Source organism: Streptomyces atratus, assembly GCF_900119365.1.
Classification (GTDB): domain Bacteria; phylum Actinomycetota; class Actinomycetes; order Streptomycetales; family Streptomycetaceae; genus Streptomyces; species Streptomyces atratus_B.
The window spans coordinates 66,766-84,542 of record NZ_FPJO01000013.1; the positions used below are offsets into that span (position 1 = coordinate 66,766).

Sequence of the window (17,777 nt, forward strand, 5' to 3'; positions counted from 1 at the left end):
AATTTCGACAATGGTTGGCAGATTATCGGAAGCGCGACACACCGTCCGGCGATGACGATGATGTCATGCCAAGGAATAGATCAATCGTTCTACTGTCGGTCGGGCATGCGTGTGTGGATGTCTATCAGGGCGCCGTGGCGTCGCTCGTCCCGTTCTTCGTCGCCGAGCGCGCCTACTCCTACGCGGCGGCCTCGGGCATCGTACTCGCCGCGTCGCTGCTGTCCTCGGTGGCACAACCGGTGTTCGGGGCGCTCACCGACCGACGGGCCATGCCCTGGCTGCTGCCCGTCAGCACCGTCCTCGGCGGGCTCGGGGTCGCACTCAGCGGCCTCAGCGGTTCGTACCCACTGACACTGCTGTTCGTCGCGGTGTCCGGGATCGGGGTCGCCGCCTACCACCCCGAATCCGCCCGCGTCGCACGGCTCGCCAGCCAGGGGAGCCACAGCTCGATGGGGTGGTTCTCCTTCGGCGGCAACGTCGGCTTCGCGGTCGCCCCCCTCATGGTCACCGCCGTCGTGGCCACCGGCGGACTGCGGTTCTCACCGCTGCTCGTGGTGCCGGCCGTCGTCGGCAGTGTGTTGTGTCTGCCCGTCCTGCGTGCGCTGGAGCAGTCGGCATCCACCGGCCCCGGGGCGGCTGCGGCGACGGGGACCGACGACAGGGCTTCGTTCGTGAAGCTGTCGCTCGCGGTGGTCTGCCGGTCGATCGCCTTCGTCGGCCTGAGCACCTTCATCTCGTTCTACGCCCGGCAGCGCACGGGAGGCGGTACGGCGGCGGGCACGGCGGCGCTCTTCGTCCTCTACCTCGGCGGCGCGGCGGGCACCGTGCTGGGCAGCCGCCTGGCCAACCGGTGGGACCGGGTCACGGTGGTGCGCATGTCGTATCTGATCACGGTCGGCGCCGTCGCCGGGATCGTCTTCGTCCCCGGCCCGGCGATCTATCTGTTCATCGCCCTGACCTCCGTCGGCCTGTACGTCCCGTTCTCGCTGCAAGTCACCCTCGCCCAGGACTACTTGCCCTCGCGCGTCGGCACCGCCAGTGGGATCACTCTCGGGCTGACGGTCAGCATCGGTGGCCTGGTCAGCCCGGTCATCGGCAGCATCGCCGACGCGACCTCCCTGCAGACGGCCCTCACTCCCCTGATCCTGATGCCCGCCCTGGGCTGGCTCCTGTACCGCACCATGCCCGAGCCGGCCATGCCGAAGCACCTCATCGCCCCATCGCCGGCCGAGGACGGGACCGGCGTGGAACATCCGCCGGCCGAGCGGACCCGCAGCTGACTCCCGCGACCCGCGGGTCACGGCAGGAGAAGCTGCTCCAGGTCTGCCGGAGGCCGGTGGCCGACGAAGGGGCCGAGCGCGGTCCGGGAGCCTGTCTCACCCGCGAGGATCCCGCCGAGCAGGCGCCCGGACTCCGGCTCCAGGAAGACCTTGGCGTAGCGGGTCGTGCCCTCGGCGAAGACGGCTTCGGCGGCAGGACCGCCCCGCGGGTGAATGATGCCGAACGTGGCCACGTGCACACCGAGGAGTTTGAGGGACGTGGAGGTGTCGGTGCCGTCGAAAGGGCGGGGGCTCCGGCCCGCCAGCCGGCCGGCCACCGTTTCGGCCATGCCGTATCCGGGGGCGACCAGGCCGTAACAGCGCCCCTGCACGGCGGCGCACTCACCGACGGCCCAGATGTGCTCGTCGGCGGTGCGGCAGTTCTCGTCGACGAGTACGCCGCCGCGCTCACCGCGCTCCAGTCCGAGTGCCGCGGCCAGTTCGTCCCGCGGGCGGATTCCTGCCGCGAAGACCACCAGGTCGCTCTCCAGGACCGTCGCGTCCCCGAGAACGACGGCCCGTACGGCGCCGTCGGGGCCGGCTTCGATCGACGCCACCGCCGTACCGCAGTGCAGCCGGAGGCCCAGCCCGGTGGCACTGCGGTGGAGCACCCGCGCCGCACCGGCATCGAGTTGCGTCGGCATCAGATGAGAGGCACTCTCCACGACGTGGGGCCGCATCCCCAGCAGGCGCAGCGCATGGGCCGCTTCCAGACCGAGAAGTCCGCCCCCGACCACGACGCATGGTCGGCCCCGGCGTGCCGCGCCACGGATCGCGTCCAGGTCGTCGAAGGTCCGGTACACGAAGCAGTTCGCCAGGTCCCGGCCGGGCACCGGCGGCACGAAGGGCTCCGAACCGGTGGCCAGTACCAGCGCGTCGTACGGCAACTGCTCGCCGTCGGCCGTCCGGACGGTGCGCTCCGCCCGATCGCCGGACACCACCGCACATCCCAGACGGAGGTCCACCCGGGGGTCCTCGGTGAAGTCCCGGCCGGCGAGTGCGAGGTCCTGCCTGCTGCCGCCCGTCAGATACGAGGACAGGCGGATGCGGTCGTAGGCGGGGTGAGCTTCCTCGGCCAGGACGACGATGCGCCAGGCGCCCGAGGTGTCCAGGGCTCGCAGGCGTTCCGCGAGCCGGTGGCCGGTCATGCCGTGCCCGACGACGACGAGCGTGCGGGTCACGCCGCCCTCCCGGGTTCCCGCCGGGCCTCGCTCTCCCAGAGGTCGCACTGCTCCGCCACCTGCGGCCCGCAGCCGCCGCAGCCGGTGGTGGCCCGGGTCGCCGCGGCGAGAGCCGTGACCGTACGGGCTCCCGCCCGCCAGGCCAGGGACAGGGTCCGGCGCCGGACGTTGTTGCACAGACAGATCATCGCGTCCTCGTAGGTGTCGGACTCGCGCGACGACGGCCGCGGCGGCCACCCCAGCAGCAGCCCCAGCCGGTCGGAGGGGAGCTGCTGCCCTCGCCGGTGGAGCAGACCGATGGTGGCGATGGCCTGCGGCAGGCCGAACAGCACGGCCGCGACGACGCGTTCGTCGCGCAGCGCGAGCCGTGCGTACCGGTGACCGTCCCGGTCGGTGAACCCGAGCATCCGGACGCCGGGAGCCTCGAAGGCGTCCGGTGAGCCGATGCAGGACACGTCCACGGCCCGGGTGCGCAACCGGAACACGGGCGGAACGGGCCGGTGGGCGGTGTCCCGGCCGGTGAGGATCTCCGCGAGGTCCTCGGCCTGGGCCCAGGCGGCGTCGAGCCCCGCCGCCGCCCGCCCCCGGTGTTCGGCGCAGTCGCCGATGGCATGGATGCGGGGATCGCCGGTGCGCAGCCGGTCGTCGACGACGATCCCGTCGCGCACCTCCAGACCGGCTTGACGGGCGAGCCGGGCGGCGGGGACGGCGCCGGTGCACAGGACGAGTGTGTCGGCGCGCGATGTGGTTCCGTCGTCCAGCAGCACGCTGCCCGGTGTGCGTCGCACGACCGTGCGTCCGCCGAGTACCCGGACCCCCTCCCGTGCGAGCAGCTCGGTGAGCATGCCGCCGCCGGTGTCCCCGAGCCGCTCGTACAGGGGGTGGGGGCGGTCGCAGACCAGGGTGGTCGCGGTCCCCCGCGCGGCCAGCGCACTCGCGGTCTCCACGCCCAGCGGTCCGCCGCCGAGCACCACCACGGTGTTCCCCGTGATCCGCTCGCAGTCCGCCGCGGTGCGCAGGGTGGTGACGCCATCCCCGGTGCGACCGCCGTCGCCGGTCGCACCGGGGATGGCGGGGACAGCGGCGCGCGCCCCCGTGGCGAGTACCAGGGTGTCGTAGGGGTGGACGGTCCCGACACCGCCACGCTGCGCGCGGACCTCGCGCCGTTCCCGGTCGATGCCCGTCACCATCGTGTCAGTGAGCACCCGGGTGCCGGGCGGGAACGGCATGCGCAGGGCTTCGGGGGTGAGCCGGCCGGCGACCACGTGGGACAGCAGCGGCCGGTGATGGGCGGGCGCGGGTTCGGCTCCGAGGACGGTGAGGGCCTCCGCGTGCCCGTGATGGCGCAGGCGCTCGGCCAGCCGGTGCGCCGCCGGTCCGGCGCCGACGATCAGGATCCGGTTCATGGGGCCGCCTCCGGGAGTGCCTCCAGCCGCACGGCGCTCACCTTGAACGCGGGCATTCCGCTGCGCGGGTCCAGCGCGGGGTGGGTGAACAGGTTGGCCCGGCCCTCCCCGGGAAAGTGGAAGGGGACGAACACCGTGTCCAGGCGCATGGTCGCGTCCAGCCGGACCCGGGCCGTCATGCTGCCCCGTGCCGAGGTGACCCGGGCGAGACCGCGGTCGGCCAGACCGGACCGGGCCGCGGTGTCGGGGTGGACCTCGACGAACGGCTCGGGGGCGGCCGCGTTCGACTCCGTGACGCGCCGGGTCTGTGCCCCGGACTGGTAGTGCGCCAGGATTCTGCCGGTCGTGGCGTACAGCGGGTACGCGGGGCTGATGTCCTCGGCGGGGCCATGGTGTTCGACCTCGGCGAAGCGTGCCCGGCCGTCGGAGTGGGCGAACCGGTCCAGGAAGAGCCTGGGCGTGCCCGGGTGCGGGTCCGCGGCGGCCGGGCAGGGCCAGTGCAGGCTCTCTCCGGTGTCCAGGCGCTCGTAGGAGATTCCGGAGTAGTCCGCCCTGCCACCCCGGGACGCCGCGCGCAGTTCGTCGAACGCGTCCTGCGGAACGGCCGGATAGCGGTCCGGGGGCTCGCCCAGCCGTACGGCGAGGTCGTGCAGGACCTGGAGGTCGCTGCGTACCCGCGGCGGCGGCGCCATCAGCGCGCGGCGGCGCAGTACCCGGCCCTCCAGGTTGGTCAGGGTCCCCTCCTCCTCGGCCCACTGGGTGACGGGCAGCACCACATCGGCCATCCGCGCGGTCTCCGAGGGCACGAAGTCGGCCACCACGAGCAGGTCGAGCGAGGCCAGCCGCCGGACCACGTGGGAGGCGTGCGGTGCGGAGACAGCCGGGTTCGACCCGAACACCAGAAGTCCGCGCGGGCCCCCGTCGTCGCCCAGGGCGTCCAGAAGCTCATAGGCGCTGCGCCCGGGGCCGGGCAGGTCTTCCGGCGGGACTCCCCATACGCCGGCGACGTGGGCCCGCGCCGCGGGGTCGGTGATGGACCGGTAGCCGGGCAGCTGATCGGCCTTCTGTCCGTGTTCCCGACCGCCCTGGCCGTTGCCCTGCCCGGTCAGGCACCCGTATCCGCCGCGGCCGGATCCGGGCAGTCCGAGAGCGAGTGCGAGGTTGATGAACCCGGCCGCGGTGTCGGTGCCCCGGCTGTGCTGTTCGACGCCCCGCCCGGTGAGTACGTACGCGCCCCCGTCCCCGGCCCCGGCCTCGGCTCCTGCGAGCATCCGGACGGCTTCGCGCTGCGCGCTCACGGGCACTCCGGTGATGCTCTCGACGCGTTCGGGCCACCACGTCATCGCCCGTCGCACCGCGCCTTCGATGCCACGGGTGCGCCGCCGGATGTAGTCCTGGTCGAGCAGTCCGTCGACGACGGCGATGTGCAGGAGGCCGAGCGCGAGGGCGAGGTCGGTGCCGGGCGCGGGCTGCAGATGCAGCTTCGCGCGCCCTGCGGTGGCGGTGCGGCGCGGGTCGACGACGATCAGCTCGGCCCGCTCCAGGTGCTGCATCAGGGGCGGCATGGTCTCGGCGATGTTCGCACCCGCCAGCAGCACGGTCCGCGCGCTCCGGAGGTCGCCGACGGGGAAGGGCAGCCCCCGGTCCAGGCCGAAGGCTTCGTTTCCCGCGAGGGCGGCGGACGACATGCAGAACCGGCCGTTGTAGTCGATCTGGCTGGTGGCCAGGGCCAGACGGGCGAACTTGCCCAGCAGATAGGCCTTCTCGTTGGTCAGTCCGCCGCCGCCGAACACGGCCACCGCGTCGGGCCCGTGCCGGGCGCGGATCCGGCGCAGCCCCTCGGCCACGGTGTCCAGCGCGGTGTCCCAGGACGTTTCGGTGAGCCGGCCGTCCGGGCCGCGGACCAGGGGCCGCGTCAGCCGGTCGGCGGCCGCCAGTACATCGGGGGCGGTCCAGCCCTTCTGGCAGAGCCTCCCCCGGTTCACCGGAAAGTCCGTCGGCTCCACCTTCACACCGACGTCCCGGTCGCCCGTCAGCCTCGTACCGCATTGCAGGGCGCAGTACGGGCAGTGTGTGTCCGTCTCCGGCCTGAGGGCGGGGAGTTCAGACACGGCTGGTCTCCCTGGCGGCGCGGGCCGCGCCTCTGCCCTGCGTCGGCGTGCGGCGCAGATAGACCAACCGGAGCACGGTCACGCACAGCGCGTAGTAGGCGAGGAACGCCACGAAGGCGGGGATGCCGGAGCCGGAGCCTTCGGAGTAGGAGAGCTTGAAGGCGACATTGATGGCGGCACCGCCGAGCGCGCCCACCGCACCGGCGATCGCGATGACCGCGCCGGAGAGCCGGCGGGCCCGGGCGAAGGCCCCGACCGCGTCGTGGCCGACGGTCACTTCGTGCTCCGCCTTCTTCGCGTAGACCGCCGGGATCATCTTGTACGTCGAGCCGTTGCCGAGGCCGCTGAGCACGAACAGGACGGTGAACCCGGTGGTGAACAGGGCGAAGGAATGGAGACGGGACGCGACGACGAGCACGAGGGTGCCGGCGCCCATGCCGAGGAAGTTCCAGAGGGTGACCTTCGCCCCGCCCATCCGGTCGGCCAGCCATCCGCCCAGCGGGCGGGAGAGGGAGCCCAGGAGCGGGCCGAGGAAGGTGTAGCCGACCGCTTCGACCGGGGTGGCGTCGAATTCGCTCTGCAGGACGAGTCCGAAGGAGAAGCCGTAGCCGATGAACGAGCCGAACGTGCCGATGTACAGCAGGGAGATCCACCAGGTGTCCCGGTCCCTGGCCGCCTCGCGCTGGGCTCCGGGGGCCGCCCGCACGGAGTCCACGTTGTCCATCTTCCATGCCGCCAGCAGCGCGACGAGCACGATCAGCGGCAGGTAGGCGGCCGCGACGTAGGAGGGATGTGTCCGGCCCGCCACCGAAATGACCGCGAGTCCGACGAGCTGGACGGCCGCGACACCGAGGTTCCCGCCGCCCGCGTTGAGGCCGAGGGCCCAGCCCTGGTGGCGCTGCGGGTAGAAGGCGGTGATGTTCGTCATCGAGGAGGCGAAGTTACCCCCGCCCACTCCGGCCACGGCGCCGATCGACAGGAACACCCACAGAGGTGTGCCGGGTCGCTGGACGAAGTACAGGGCGAGCAGCGTGGGGACGAGGAGTATCGCGGTGGCGAAAACGGTCCAGTTGCGTCCGCCGAAGCGCGTCACCGCGAAGCTGTAGGGCAGCCGTAGCAGCGCGCCGACGACGGTGGGGGTGGCCACCAGCAGGAACTTCTCGCCGGGGTCGAACCCGAGACCGATGTCGGGGGACATGAACAGGACGAGGACGGACCACAGTGTCCACACGGAGAACCCGATGTGCTCGGAGAGCACGGAGAGGGCGAGATTACGGCGGGCGACACGGTGTCCGCTCCGGTGCCAGGCGTCCTCGTCCTCGGGGTCCCAGCCGGTGAGCCACTTGCCCTTGGCAGGTTTGTCGACCATTTTGCGCTCCAGCTGTGTTGAAAGGCGGGTCGAAGGACAGCGAACGCTCGGATCCCCCGGGTCCGGACCGAATGGTGCCCAGGATTTCGCGGCCGGGGATTCGGTGATCAGGGTTTCGTGATCGGAGGTCTGTGATCAGGGGTTCGTGATCAAGGGTTTGTGATCAGGGATTTACAGAACTGCTCGATGACGTCGTCGAGCTTTCCCGCGCTCTCCGGCAGAATTCTCGGTTCATTCCCCTGGAACTCGACATGTTTGTCCAGCAGGAAGAAGCTCTGCACCACATGACGGGCGCCCAGTGAATGCACCACCGGCCGCAACGCGTAGTCCAGTACGAGCAGATGCGCGACGCTGCCTCCGGTGGCCAGCGGAAGCACTGCCTTGTGCGTGAATCCGGCCTGTGGCAGCAGGTCCAGGAAGGTCTTCAGCAAGCCTGAGAAGCTCGCCTTGTAGGTGGGTGTCGCCAGCACGATCCCGTCGGCCCGTGCGACCTGTTCCAGCGCCCGGGCGATCGCCGGATGCGAGACATCCGCGCCGAGCAGCGGCTCGGCGGGCAGGGTGCGCACTCTCAGATGTCCGGTGTGCCACTCGTACTCGGCCAGCCGCCGCGCCACATGATCACCGATGAGTTCGGTCTTGGAGGACGGGGACGGACTACCGGAAACAACCAGCACTTTCGACATGGATCTCTCCTCCGAACAGGTTGCTGTTCTACGGGAGTTGATGCCCCCGGGACCTCGATGACGGGGACGCCGCCGGCGGGCGGTGCGTGGGTCGTGCCACGCACCGCCCGCCCGGCCGTCAGGCCGGCCAGCCGAACGCGCTGATCGCGTCCCGTGCGCGCTGCGGCTCGGGGTCGTTGAACACGAAGCAGCGGGTGTTGCTCACGCTGCCGCCCTCGGCCTGTGCCGTCGAGAAGATCAGCACCGGCTTGGGAGCGCCCTCCCTGGTGACGAAGTTCGCCCGGAAGTTGATGATCGGCGAGTCCTCGTCCCAGCGCGACAGGAAGTCGTCCAGCAGCCCCTGGTCCTCGTAGATCTTGCGGATGTGCTGGCCTACGTACTCGGCGGGCGACGAGCTGTACTCGACCAGTGCGACGTCGGTCGGATTGGCGTGCATGACCTGGCCGTTGACCCCGATCAGGTGGATCGCCACCGGCGCCACCTCGTAGAACTCACGCATCACCTCCTCCTCTTCCTTGCCGGGGGCCAGGGAGGGGAGCTCGCACTCGTCGACCGCGCGGATCCATGCCGCGGCATCGGACGTGGCGTCAGGTGTGCTGGTGTTGGACACCGGAAGCCGCTCGCCCAGTTCCGGGCGGCTCACCCAGTGGATCCGGGTGCTGTCGCCGCTGCCGGTCAGCACGGCGTTGACGCGGGAGGTCCGCTCCTCCTTGCCGTCGGCGCTCCGGTAGGTGACCTGGAGGTTCTCGACCCGCTTGTCCTTCTCCAGCCGTTGCAGCAGCGCGCTCAGTCCGCTCTCCGCCCCGTCGACCGCTATGCGTCCGGAGAGCCGGCCGGCCTCGCCGCCCATGAGCACGGACTGCGCCCTGTTGTGCAGCAGGACGGCGCCCGACCCGTCGGTCACCGCGATCCCCACCGAACTGTTCGTGATGACGTCGATCAGCTGCTCGACCGAAGGCTTGTCAACCGTCATTTTCCACTCCCATTCGTTCCGGATCCTGACTGCGATCCACGATTTGACTGATCTCTGCTGCGATTGATTCCTGGCCGGAAAGGTAATAGTCGTGCCCGCCGGGGAATGTGAACATCCCCAGCCAGGGGCCCTTCGTGAAGCGCTTCCATTCCTCCATTTCGGCGGGCCGGGCGAAAGGGTCGGAGATTCCGCAGAACAGCGCCAGTGGTGCGCGGATCGGCTGCTTCGCCGTCACGTACTCCTGCCGCAGCCGCAGATCGTCGGTCAGCCACGCGCCCTCGCGGTCGCCTTCCTTGTCCGTGGTGCCCCGCTGCCCGCGCAGGGCCGCGAAGGCGGTGGCCACGAGCGAGCGCGGCGTGCTTCCCGGTTCGCGGGCGCCGGAGGCGGACAGACTGGCGGCCTCGGTCCCCGACCGGTCCTCGAACCGGATCGCGAGCTCGTAGGCGAACAGAGCTCCCAGGCTGTGTCCGAAGAGGTGCAGCCGACGCCCTGGCAGCAGCGCGGCAAGTTCGTCCGCCCAGCGGTCCACGGCGCCGTGCACGGACCCGGGCGTCTGCTCCCCTGCGGTGCGGCCGCGGCCCGGCATCTCGCAGTGCACCGCCGGCAGTGTGTCCGGCAGACAGGCTCCGATCGGGAAGTACGGTGATGTGATGCTGCCCGCCGGTGGCAGAAAGACCACGACGTCCTCGGCCTTTCCCACAGTGCCCTGCACAACGATGGATCGCCCCGATGACATGGCTGTCGCCACCCCCAGCACTGATTCCGGCTACTGATGAAGGAAGTTCTTCTCGATGGCCTTGAGGGTTCGGAAGGAGTCGAGACCGACCTCGTTCGACTGCAGCATCGTGCCGCGCAGTTCTTCTACGTAGAGGACCAGCTCCACGAACTGCAGGGAATCGACGATGCGCTTCTCGATGATGTCGGTTTCCGGGTCCAGTTCGGTCAGTTCAGGGTTGCGTTCCAGAATCCAGGAGCGCACATCTGTCCAGCTCGCTGCCATCACTACTCCTTGTTCTTCTCGCCGGACAGGACCTATCGGTCGTTGTCGGCCGTCAGGTAGGCGGCGAGCACATTGAATGCCGCGACCCTGTCCGCCAGCTCGGAGGCGAGTGCGAGATCCCCCGGGCCGAAGGCGCCTCGGCGCTGCGTCGAATCCCGTACGAGGACGAGACGGCCGCCGGAAACACCTCGGTAGTCCAGCGAGAGGGCCACGGCCGAGTTGATCTTCCACTCGTGCAGCTGCTCCAGGTGCACCGGGTCGGTCTGCTTGGCGAAGCCCTCGTGCTCGCTGATCACCAGCTGCCGCTGATCGCTCTTCGCGGCGAGGGTGCGCATTCCCTCGAGCGCTGCCGAGAAGTCGGTCGGGGACTGGACGACGGGCCCGGAGTGCGTGGAGGACGCGTCCAGTGAGATCGCGGAGGCGAAGAAGGGGACGGACGCCCTGGCCACCGCCGGGATGACGCTCTTGAGGTCAGCGGTCTCCCGGATGGCGGAGCTGATGTGCGCGAGGAACCCCAGGGACTCCTCCGCCGCCTTCCGTCCCGCGATGTAGCGTAGTGCGGTACTCCAGTTGTCGGACTGGTTCTCTGTGCTGTTCTCAGGCATGACGGATCCTCGGATTCGGGGATGTGAGTGGGCGACTGCCTCGGCCCCGGCCCTTTCGCGACGGCGACGGCGGCAGTGTGGCGACGGGTCAGTCGAACCGGACGTCCGGGTCGAGCAGACAGAGTTGCCCGTCCGCCAGGTGGAGTCGGTCGTTGCTGTAATTGAGTACGGCGGAGCGCAGATCGCGCAGGGACTTCTCCAGCCGGGTCGGTGAGTCCTGGAGGTAGCCGTGCCGAAGGCCCACCGCGTCGATCAGGCCGTCGACGGCGGCGCAGCACTCCTCGGCCGCGGTGATCTTCAGGTTGTTCAGCAGCAGTTGGCTGCCGGTGGAGGACCAGTCGGTTCCGCCGGCGACCAATGCCTCCGTACGGCGCAGGAGCGCGTGGACGGTGTCGAGCCGCTGCCGGGCCCTGGACAGCCGCGTCAGCAGCAGTTCCGAGCGGAGGTCGAACCGCTTGCGGCCCGCCGGGTCGCGCAGCAGGTGCAGCACCCGGGACAGGGCCCCGCTCGCGGTTCCCAGCCAGGCCGCCGACCAGCCGATGTGGGCGAGTGGGCCGAAGACCGACTGGACGATCTGGTGGAAGGCCCCGTGCTCACCGATCACGTGGTGGGCGGGTACCGTGCCGGTGATCTTCAACGGCAGGCTGTGCGTGGCGCGCATCCCCATCGGGCACCACTGGCCGGCGGTCTCCACGGTCAGCTGGCTGCGGTGGGCGTAGACCAGGGAGACATGGTGGTCCGCGGTGGCGGACGGGCTGCGCATGGTGATCAGGAAGCCGTCCGCGTTGCTGCCACCGGTCGAGATCGGCGCCGCCCGGTCGATCTCCAGGGCCTCCTCGGTCTCGCGCAGCGGGGCGTACGACTTGAACAGGTCACCGCCCTTGCCGGACTCCGTGGTCACCGACGCCAGGTACAGCTCACCGGCAGCCAGCCGGGCGAGCAGTTCCTCGCGCAGGGGCGGCTTCGCGAAGCGCACGATCGCCTCCGACTGCTGACAGTGCATGGCGAAGATCATCGCCACGGACATGTCGGCCCGCCCGAGGATCATGCTGACGTCGACGAGGTCGGTGACGGTGCCGCCGAGGCCTCCGTCGGCCTCCGGGACGAGGAGGGCCAGCAGCCGGGTCCGGCGCATCTCCGCCAGTGCGTGCTCGGGGAACGACGCGTCACGCTCGGTCTCGGCGAGGTGCTGTTCCGCGACGCGGGCCACGGCAGCGGCGCGTTCCGCCAGGTCCGCGGCGCGGCTCGCCGCCCTCGCCCGGTCCGCGGTGTCCGGGCCCGTGGACGTGTGGGCAAGGCCGTTTGACGTCTTCGCCGCTGCCGTGGTCATGGAGCCTCATTCCGGGAGATGGCGGTGGTCGCCTGGAGCGACCGGTGGTCGATCTTTCCGTTCCTGCTCAGGGGCAGCGAGTCCCACTCCCGCCAGCGCCGCGGCACCATCGGCGGGGGCAGGGCCGCACTCAGGGCGTCCTGGAGTTCCTGCTGCGGCACCGGGGCGCTCAGGGTGTAGTGGGCGACGAGTTCGCTGAGTCCGCCGTCGTCGGACACGGTGACGGCGCACTGCCCGATGCCGGGATGCCGGCTGAGGACGGCCTCGATCTCATCGAGTTCCATCCGGACGCCGGTGACCTTCACCTGCCGGTCCTTGCGGCCGAGGTAGTACACGAGCCCCTCGTCGAACCGGGCGAGGTCGCCGGTCCGGTAGAGCCGTCCGGTCGGCGAGGCCGGGTCGAAGGGATCGCGGAAGAAGGCGCGGCCGGTGGTGTCGGGGTCGTTCAGGTAGCCGAGCCCCACCCCCGTACCGCCGACGAACAGTTCGCCGGTCTCCCCCGGTTCGGCCGCTCGCCAGGTGCCGTCCTCGCCCTGGGCGAGCACATAGAGCGAGTTGTTGGCGACGGGGGAACCGACCGGCAGCCGGCGGCGGGCGAGATCGGCCGATGTCACCACGTGGAGGGTGACGTCGTCGGAGCATTCCGCGGGACCGTAGGCGTTGACCAGCGACACCTGCGGGAACGCGTCGAGAATCCGTGCCGCCGCGGCGGGGTACAGCTCTTCGCCGGTGGAGAGCAGCCAGCGCAGCTTCCCCAGCGCGTCGCCGCCCTGGTGCCGTGTCTCGTCGACGAGCCAGCCGATGACCGTGGGCACCAGTTCGGCGACGGTCACACCGGTGTCCTCAAGGGTGCCCAGGAGCCAACGCGGCATCCGCGTGACGGCGTCGTTCACGACCACGACCCGGCCGCCGACCAGGAAGGGGCAGAGCATCTGCCAGATCGAGATGTCGAACACCAACGGCGCCGTGAAGGCCACCGCGTCGCGGGAGTCCAGCGACAGGTCCGCGACCTTGGACCAGAGGTGATTGAGCAGACCTCGGTGCTCGATCGTCGCGCCCTTGGGGCGACCGGTGGTACCCGAGGTGAAGATGGTGTAGCGGGCCTCGCCCGCCCGGTCGGTGACGCTGCGACGCGGCAGTTCGCCGGCCTCGGACTCCGCGGGCAGGCGCACCACGGTGATCCGCTCGGACTCGGCGGCCGCCCGCGCGGCGCCGCTGCCGGCACCGGAATAGTCCAGCAGCACGGCGACCCGGCTGCGATCGAGTACGTCCCGGACCCGGATCTCCGGCCAGGCGGGGTCGATCGGCAGGTACGAGGCGCCCAGGCTCTCCAGTGCCAGGAAGACGACAGGTGTGTCCGCGCTGCGGGGGCCGACTGCTGCGACCACGTCACCCGCGCGCACACCGTGGGAGAGCAGGGCCTGCCTCGCCGTGGCGACCCGTCCCAGCAGGCCCCGGTAGCTCAGCGACCGTTCGCCGTCGACGACGGCGTGGCGGTCGGGATCGTTCTTCGCGTGCCGGATCACCTGGTCCAGCACCGCGGTTCCGGTGTCCGTGTGCAGGGTGTTGTGCAGGGACAGGGCTCTTGCCCGGGACAACGCCCCTGCCGCCAGGGGAAGTTCCGGATGGTCCGCCGGACTCTCTTCGTGTTCGGACTGGCTGTTCAAGGTTTCTCCAGATTCGTCTGCGGGTGCCGGTCCGTCGGTCAGCTCGGTGCCGTGACCAGGAGATGCGTCTCCAGAGGGAGCTCATGGATGGACTCCACCGCGAACCCCGCCTTGTCGAGGAGAGTGCGGTACTGGGCCTCGTCGCGCTCGCGGCCACCGCCCAGCACGACCAGCATGTGCATGTTGTAGCCCTGGGTCAGTGAGGAGCCGGTGCCCTTGGTGAGCATCCGTTCCAGGATCACCAGCTTGCCGCCCGGTGCCATCGCGCGACGGCAGTTGGTGAGGATCCGGTGGCACGCCTCGTCGTCGAAGCAGTGCAGGATGCGGGAGAGGAGATAGACGTCGCCGTTCTCGGGAACCGACTCGAAGAAGTCCCCGGGAACCCGTTCGCACCGGTCCGCGTGGTCCGTGGCGATCGGACGGCCGGCGGCTTCCTCGATCACATGGGCGGCGTCGAAGAGCACGGCGCGCGGGCCCGGGTTGGCGTTCAGGATCTCGTTGAGCAGTGCTCCGTGGCCGCCGGCGACGTCCACGATGCGCCGCGCCCCGGAGAAGTCGAAGGCGCCGCTGACCTCGGCGAAGAAGGGCGTGCCCGCCACCATGGCCCGCTCGTACGTCAGCGAGAGCTCGGGATTCTGGTGGAGGTAGGAGAACAGGTCGCTGCCGTAGACATGGGTGAACGCCGAGCCACCGGTCCGGAGCGAGTGGGACAGGGCGCCCCATGCCTGGTAGAAGTGCGAACCGTAGATGCGTACGTGGTCACGCATCGAATCGCGGGTGTCGGTGCGCAGCAGCTCACCGACGGGGGTCAGGGCGTAGCCGTTCGTCTCGTCGCCGTCCACCACGCCCAGGCTCTCCAGGAAGAGGAGCAGCCGTCCCAGCGCGTCGGGGTCGGTCCCGGTCTCCAGTGCCAGCTCGATGGCCGGGATGCGGCCGTCGACCGGGATGTGGTCGACGATGCCTGATTCGGTCGCTATATAGACCGCCTGGGTCTTCCAGAAACCGGCCATGAGCTCGATCAGTTGACGGCCTGCTGGACTCTGCATCGTCACGCTCCCACCGTTGTGTCTGATGTCTCGCCGGGCCGCGCGGTTCGCGGCAGTCCTTCCCCGACCAGCCTGGCCAGCTCGGAGCGCTGGATCTTGCGGGTGGAGGTGCGCGGCAGGTCGTCGAACCTGAACTGCCGGAACGGGGCCATCGGAGGCAGGTCCAGCGTCGCCTTGCGCCAACGGCGCTCGTCGAGCGGCAGTTCGCCCCGGGTGGCCACCACGGGGACGGGTTCGCCTTCCGGGCCTGCCACGATCACCACTTCGCGCAGTTCGTCGAGCCGTTCCATGAGCAGGTCCTCGGCCGCGAGGTTGCTCTCCATCGAGTCGATGCGGTCCACCTCACGGTCCATCAGGTGGAGCAGCCCCCACCGGCTGAGGCGGCCGACGTCGCCGACGCGCCACCAGCCCTCGTGCAGCTCGCGCTCGTACCGTTCGTCCTCGCCGAGGTAGGTGAGGATGCGGGTGCGGCTGCGCACTTCGAGGTGGCCGGTCCGCCCGTGGCTCAGCCGCCTGCCGTCGCCGTCGACGACCCGCATCGAGATGAAGCCGGGCAGCGGAAGCCCGACGCACCGGCCGTCGGCCTTGTGGGCGGTGCGTCGCGTGTACCAGCGGCCGGCCATCGGTCCGATCTCCGACTGTCCGTAGAACTGGACGAAGACCGGCCGCTTTCGTTTCGAGGCGCCGAGCATCCGCTGGATGGTGCGCGGGTGCATCGCGTCGAAGGTGGCGCCGTAGACCCGGACGCTCGACAGGGGTGCGCCCGGTGCCTGGTCGAGTTCTTCCCAGTCGACGTACGTGTTGGGGTGGGTCTCGATGTATCCGGGCCGTGTCCGGACGAACAGCGGGCCGATGTGTTCCGGATCCGGGTCGACGGCGATCACCATCGGATTGCCGTGGCTGAGGAACATCGCCAGTCCCTGGTAGAAGCGGGAGTGGACGAACGTCATGCACAGCGCCGCGGTTTCCCGTTCGCGGATGGGCCACGACACCATGCGCTGCGGCACGAGCCGGTGCCAGCCGATCTCGGGGCAGTGCACGGCCAGCTTCGGTACGCCTGTCGTCCCGGAGCTGTGCGTGATCAGCGACGGCTGGCGGGGGTGGAGGAAGACCGGATCGCGCCTGGGTGCGCCCGCGTGCGCGGCCAGCGTTTCCACCGCGCCGCTCTTCTCTGGCACCTCGTCGGCGAGATGCTCGGGAACCTCCCCGACGGACAGCAGGGTCCTGCGTACGACATCGGCCAGCGGTACGTCGCGCAGCTCCCCCGCCAGGGTGTCGCCGTCGGTGAGCAGCCACGGCTGCTCCAGCCGGACGAGCAGCTTGCCCACCGTCGCGCCGTCGAGGGCCGGTGAGAGAAGCGCGGGCACCGCACCGATCCGGGCGGCCGCGCAGGCGAGCAGGGCGATGTCGAAGTTGTCGGTCTTGTACAGCGCCACCCGCTCGGTCGGCCTGACCCCCGAGGACCAGAGCCGGGCCGCCAGCTCGTCTATCTGGTCGGCCAGTTGGCCGACGGTGAACTGCGTGCCCCGGTCAGGGGCCCACAGCAGCGGGCGGTCGAGGGTGACGTCGGTCGAGGCGTCCCGGCGCGCGGCGGCGTGGAAGATGTCTCCGATGTAGAAGCCGTTCCCTCGTGTGACCCGGCCCAACAGGGTGTGCAGCACTGGTCCTCCTCGTAGGTCAGAGCCGATGGCTGAAGATCGGGGCCGTCGGCTCTCGCCGGGAAGCCGTTTCGGGGCCCGTGGTGAGGGCGAACTCGGTGTCGTAGCCGTACAGCCAATCCAGGTGCTGCAGGCTCTGGCTCGCCCCCATCCCGCGGTCGCGTGCGACCTGGTGCGCGCCGTCGGGGAGATGGAAGGTCCGTGCCAGTTCGCGGGCGCGGCGGTGCACTTCGGCGGTGCGCGGCCTGCGGAGCCGCTCATAGCGGTGTACCGCCGGTGTCAGGTCGCCAGGACCGGCTTCGCGCAGGCACCGGGCGAGGACCACGGCGTCCTCGAGCGCCTGGTTCGCCCCTTGCGACAGATAGGGCAGCGTCGGGTGCGCGGCGTCGCCGAGGAGCACCACCCGGTCCGTCGTGTACCGGGCGGCCAGGTCCCGGTCGAACAGGCCCCAGCGAGTGACCGACTCGGCGGCGGTCACCACCTGCCGCACCTCCTCGTGCCAGCCGGCGAACGCCGCGTCGAGGTCCTCGGTCTCCCGGCCGGAGGAAGAGGATTCCGGGCGTCCGTCGGCGGTGGCGCAGACAGCGCTGAAGTGGACGGTGTCGCCGCCCACGACGGGGTAGTACGTGACGTGCCGCTTCGGGCCCAGCCAGAACATGACCCGCGGATCGTCCTTGAAGGAGGGCATCACATCGGCCGGGACGAGTCCGCGGTGTACCGAGTAGCCCGAGAAGCGGGGTTCGTCGTCGACGACCGCTTTACGGACGACGGAGTGCACACCGTCGGCCCCGATGACCAGATCGGCTCCGGTGACGGAGCCGTCGGTGAGGTGGAGTTCGACCTCGTCGGGCCGCTCCACCACGCCGGCGCAGCCCTTGCCGAGTTCGACGATGCCCTCGGGGAGGGCCGACAGCAGGCAGTGCTGGAGGTCCGCGCGATGGATCAGGTAGTAGGGGGCGCCGAACAGTTCGTCGCAGTCGGCTCCGTGCTCCACCCGGGCGATCGGGCTCCCGTCGTTCCAGCGCCGGGTTTCGATGGCCCCGGCCCTGACCCCGGTCTCCGCGAGGGCGTCGGCGAGTCCGAGCCGGTACAGGACACGGACGCCGTTCGGTGAGAGCTGGATGCCGGCGCCCACCGCCCCGAACTGCTGCGACTGCTCGAAGATACGGACATCGGCGCCGTGAGCGTGCAGGAGGGTGGCGGTGACCAGGCCGGCGATGCCACCTCCCACGATGGCTATGCGTGCCTTCGCCTTGGTCATGCGCATCCTCTCGACCGAATGGGGGCCGACCGGCGGCCCGCTGCCAGGGGTGCTTGCGTTGTCAGCGTCGCAAACGCCTGTCGAGACCGAGTCATAGGAGCGCTCAACGCCGTGCAGGGGCACGGGAAAAGGCAAGAGCCCGCCCCGGGGGAGGGAAGACGGGCTCTT

15 protein-coding genes are annotated in these 17,777 nt (G+C 70.4%); 1 reads left to right on the plus strand and 14 read right to left on the minus strand.

Features of this window, described 5'->3' with window-relative positions; translation table 11 throughout:
• Positions 1-65: 65 nt before the first annotated feature.
• Complete coding sequence (locus BT364_RS21925) at positions 66-1,280, plus strand: MFS transporter (RefSeq protein WP_072486928.1); 1,215 nt, start codon at positions 66-68, stop codon at positions 1,278-1,280.
• A gap of 17 nt (positions 1,281-1,297) precedes the next feature.
• Here the strand turns inward: BT364_RS21925 and BT364_RS21930 are convergent, their stop codons facing one another.
• The 14 genes from BT364_RS21930 to BT364_RS21995 all read right to left on the minus strand — a co-directional run bounded on the left by BT364_RS21930 (position 1,298) and on the right by BT364_RS21995 (position 17,609).
• On the minus strand, positions 1,298-2,500 hold the full coding sequence (locus BT364_RS21930; RefSeq protein WP_072486929.1) for an NAD(P)/FAD-dependent oxidoreductase: 1,203 nt from the start codon (positions 2,498-2,500) through the stop codon (positions 1,298-1,300).
• Complete coding sequence (locus tag BT364_RS21935) at positions 2,497-3,906, minus strand: NAD(P)/FAD-dependent oxidoreductase (protein ID WP_072486930.1); 1,410 nt, start codon at positions 3,904-3,906, stop codon at positions 2,497-2,499. Before BT364_RS21935 ends, BT364_RS21930 begins: the two co-directional genes overlap by 4 nt.
• Entirely contained in the window at positions 3,903-6,017 is a 2,115-nt protein-coding gene (locus tag BT364_RS21940; protein WP_072486931.1) for a molybdopterin oxidoreductase family protein, read from the minus strand. Before BT364_RS21940 ends, BT364_RS21935 begins: the two co-directional genes overlap by 4 nt.
• Entirely contained in the window at positions 6,010-7,386 is a 1,377-nt protein-coding gene (locus BT364_RS21945) for an MFS transporter (RefSeq protein WP_072486932.1), read from the minus strand. Before BT364_RS21945 ends, BT364_RS21940 begins: the two co-directional genes overlap by 8 nt.
• A 149-nt stretch (positions 7,387-7,535) precedes the next feature.
• Positions 7,536-8,069: an NADPH-dependent FMN reductase gene (ssuE, locus tag BT364_RS21950; protein ID WP_072486933.1), complete on the minus strand. Its 534-nt coding sequence runs from the start codon at positions 8,067-8,069 to the stop codon at positions 7,536-7,538.
• A gap of 118 nt (positions 8,070-8,187) precedes the next feature.
• Positions 8,188-9,042, minus strand: a complete 855-nt coding sequence (locus tag BT364_RS21955; protein ID WP_072486934.1) for a nitrogen regulation protein NR(II) — start codon at positions 9,040-9,042, stop codon at positions 8,188-8,190.
• Positions 9,032-9,799, minus strand: a complete 768-nt coding sequence (locus tag BT364_RS21960; protein ID WP_143166526.1) for a thioesterase II family protein — start codon at positions 9,797-9,799, stop codon at positions 9,032-9,034. The genes BT364_RS21955 and BT364_RS21960 overlap by 11 nt, the downstream gene beginning before the upstream one ends.
• Positions 9,800-9,808: 9 nt before the next feature.
• Positions 9,809-10,042: a holo gene (locus BT364_RS21965; protein ID WP_107408281.1), complete on the minus strand. Its 234-nt coding sequence runs from the start codon at positions 10,040-10,042 to the stop codon at positions 9,809-9,811.
• A 32-nt stretch (positions 10,043-10,074) separates the two neighbouring features.
• The gene (locus BT364_RS21970) at positions 10,075-10,647 is read right to left on the minus strand and encodes a GAF domain-containing protein (protein WP_072486937.1); all 573 of its coding nucleotides are present in this window, start codon (positions 10,645-10,647) and stop codon (positions 10,075-10,077) included.
• A gap of 88 nt (positions 10,648-10,735) precedes the next feature.
• Positions 10,736-11,977 carry an acyl-CoA dehydrogenase family protein gene (locus BT364_RS21975; RefSeq protein ID WP_079179581.1) on the minus strand — a complete coding sequence of 414 codons (1,242 nt, stop codon included), beginning with the start codon at positions 11,975-11,977 and terminating at the stop codon, positions 10,736-10,738.
• Positions 11,974-13,644, minus strand: a complete 1,671-nt coding sequence (locus BT364_RS21980; protein ID WP_072486938.1) for an amino acid adenylation domain-containing protein — start codon at positions 13,642-13,644, stop codon at positions 11,974-11,976. The genes BT364_RS21975 and BT364_RS21980 overlap by 4 nt, the downstream gene beginning before the upstream one ends.
• A 38-nt stretch (positions 13,645-13,682) precedes the next feature.
• A complete protein-coding gene (locus tag BT364_RS21985) occupies positions 13,683-14,690 on the minus strand; it encodes a methyltransferase (RefSeq protein ID WP_072486939.1) in 1,008 nt (335 codons plus the stop codon).
• Positions 14,691-14,692: 2 nt separating this feature from the next.
• Positions 14,693-16,351 carry a class I adenylate-forming enzyme family protein gene (locus BT364_RS21990; RefSeq protein ID WP_256260140.1) on the minus strand — a complete coding sequence of 553 codons (1,659 nt, stop codon included), beginning with the start codon at positions 16,349-16,351 and terminating at the stop codon, positions 14,693-14,695.
• A 16-nt stretch (positions 16,352-16,367) separates the two neighbouring features.
• On the minus strand, positions 16,368-17,609 hold the full coding sequence (locus BT364_RS21995) for an FAD-dependent monooxygenase (protein WP_072486940.1): 1,242 nt from the start codon (positions 17,607-17,609) through the stop codon (positions 16,368-16,370).
• Between the last annotated feature and the right edge of the window lie 168 nt (positions 17,610-17,777).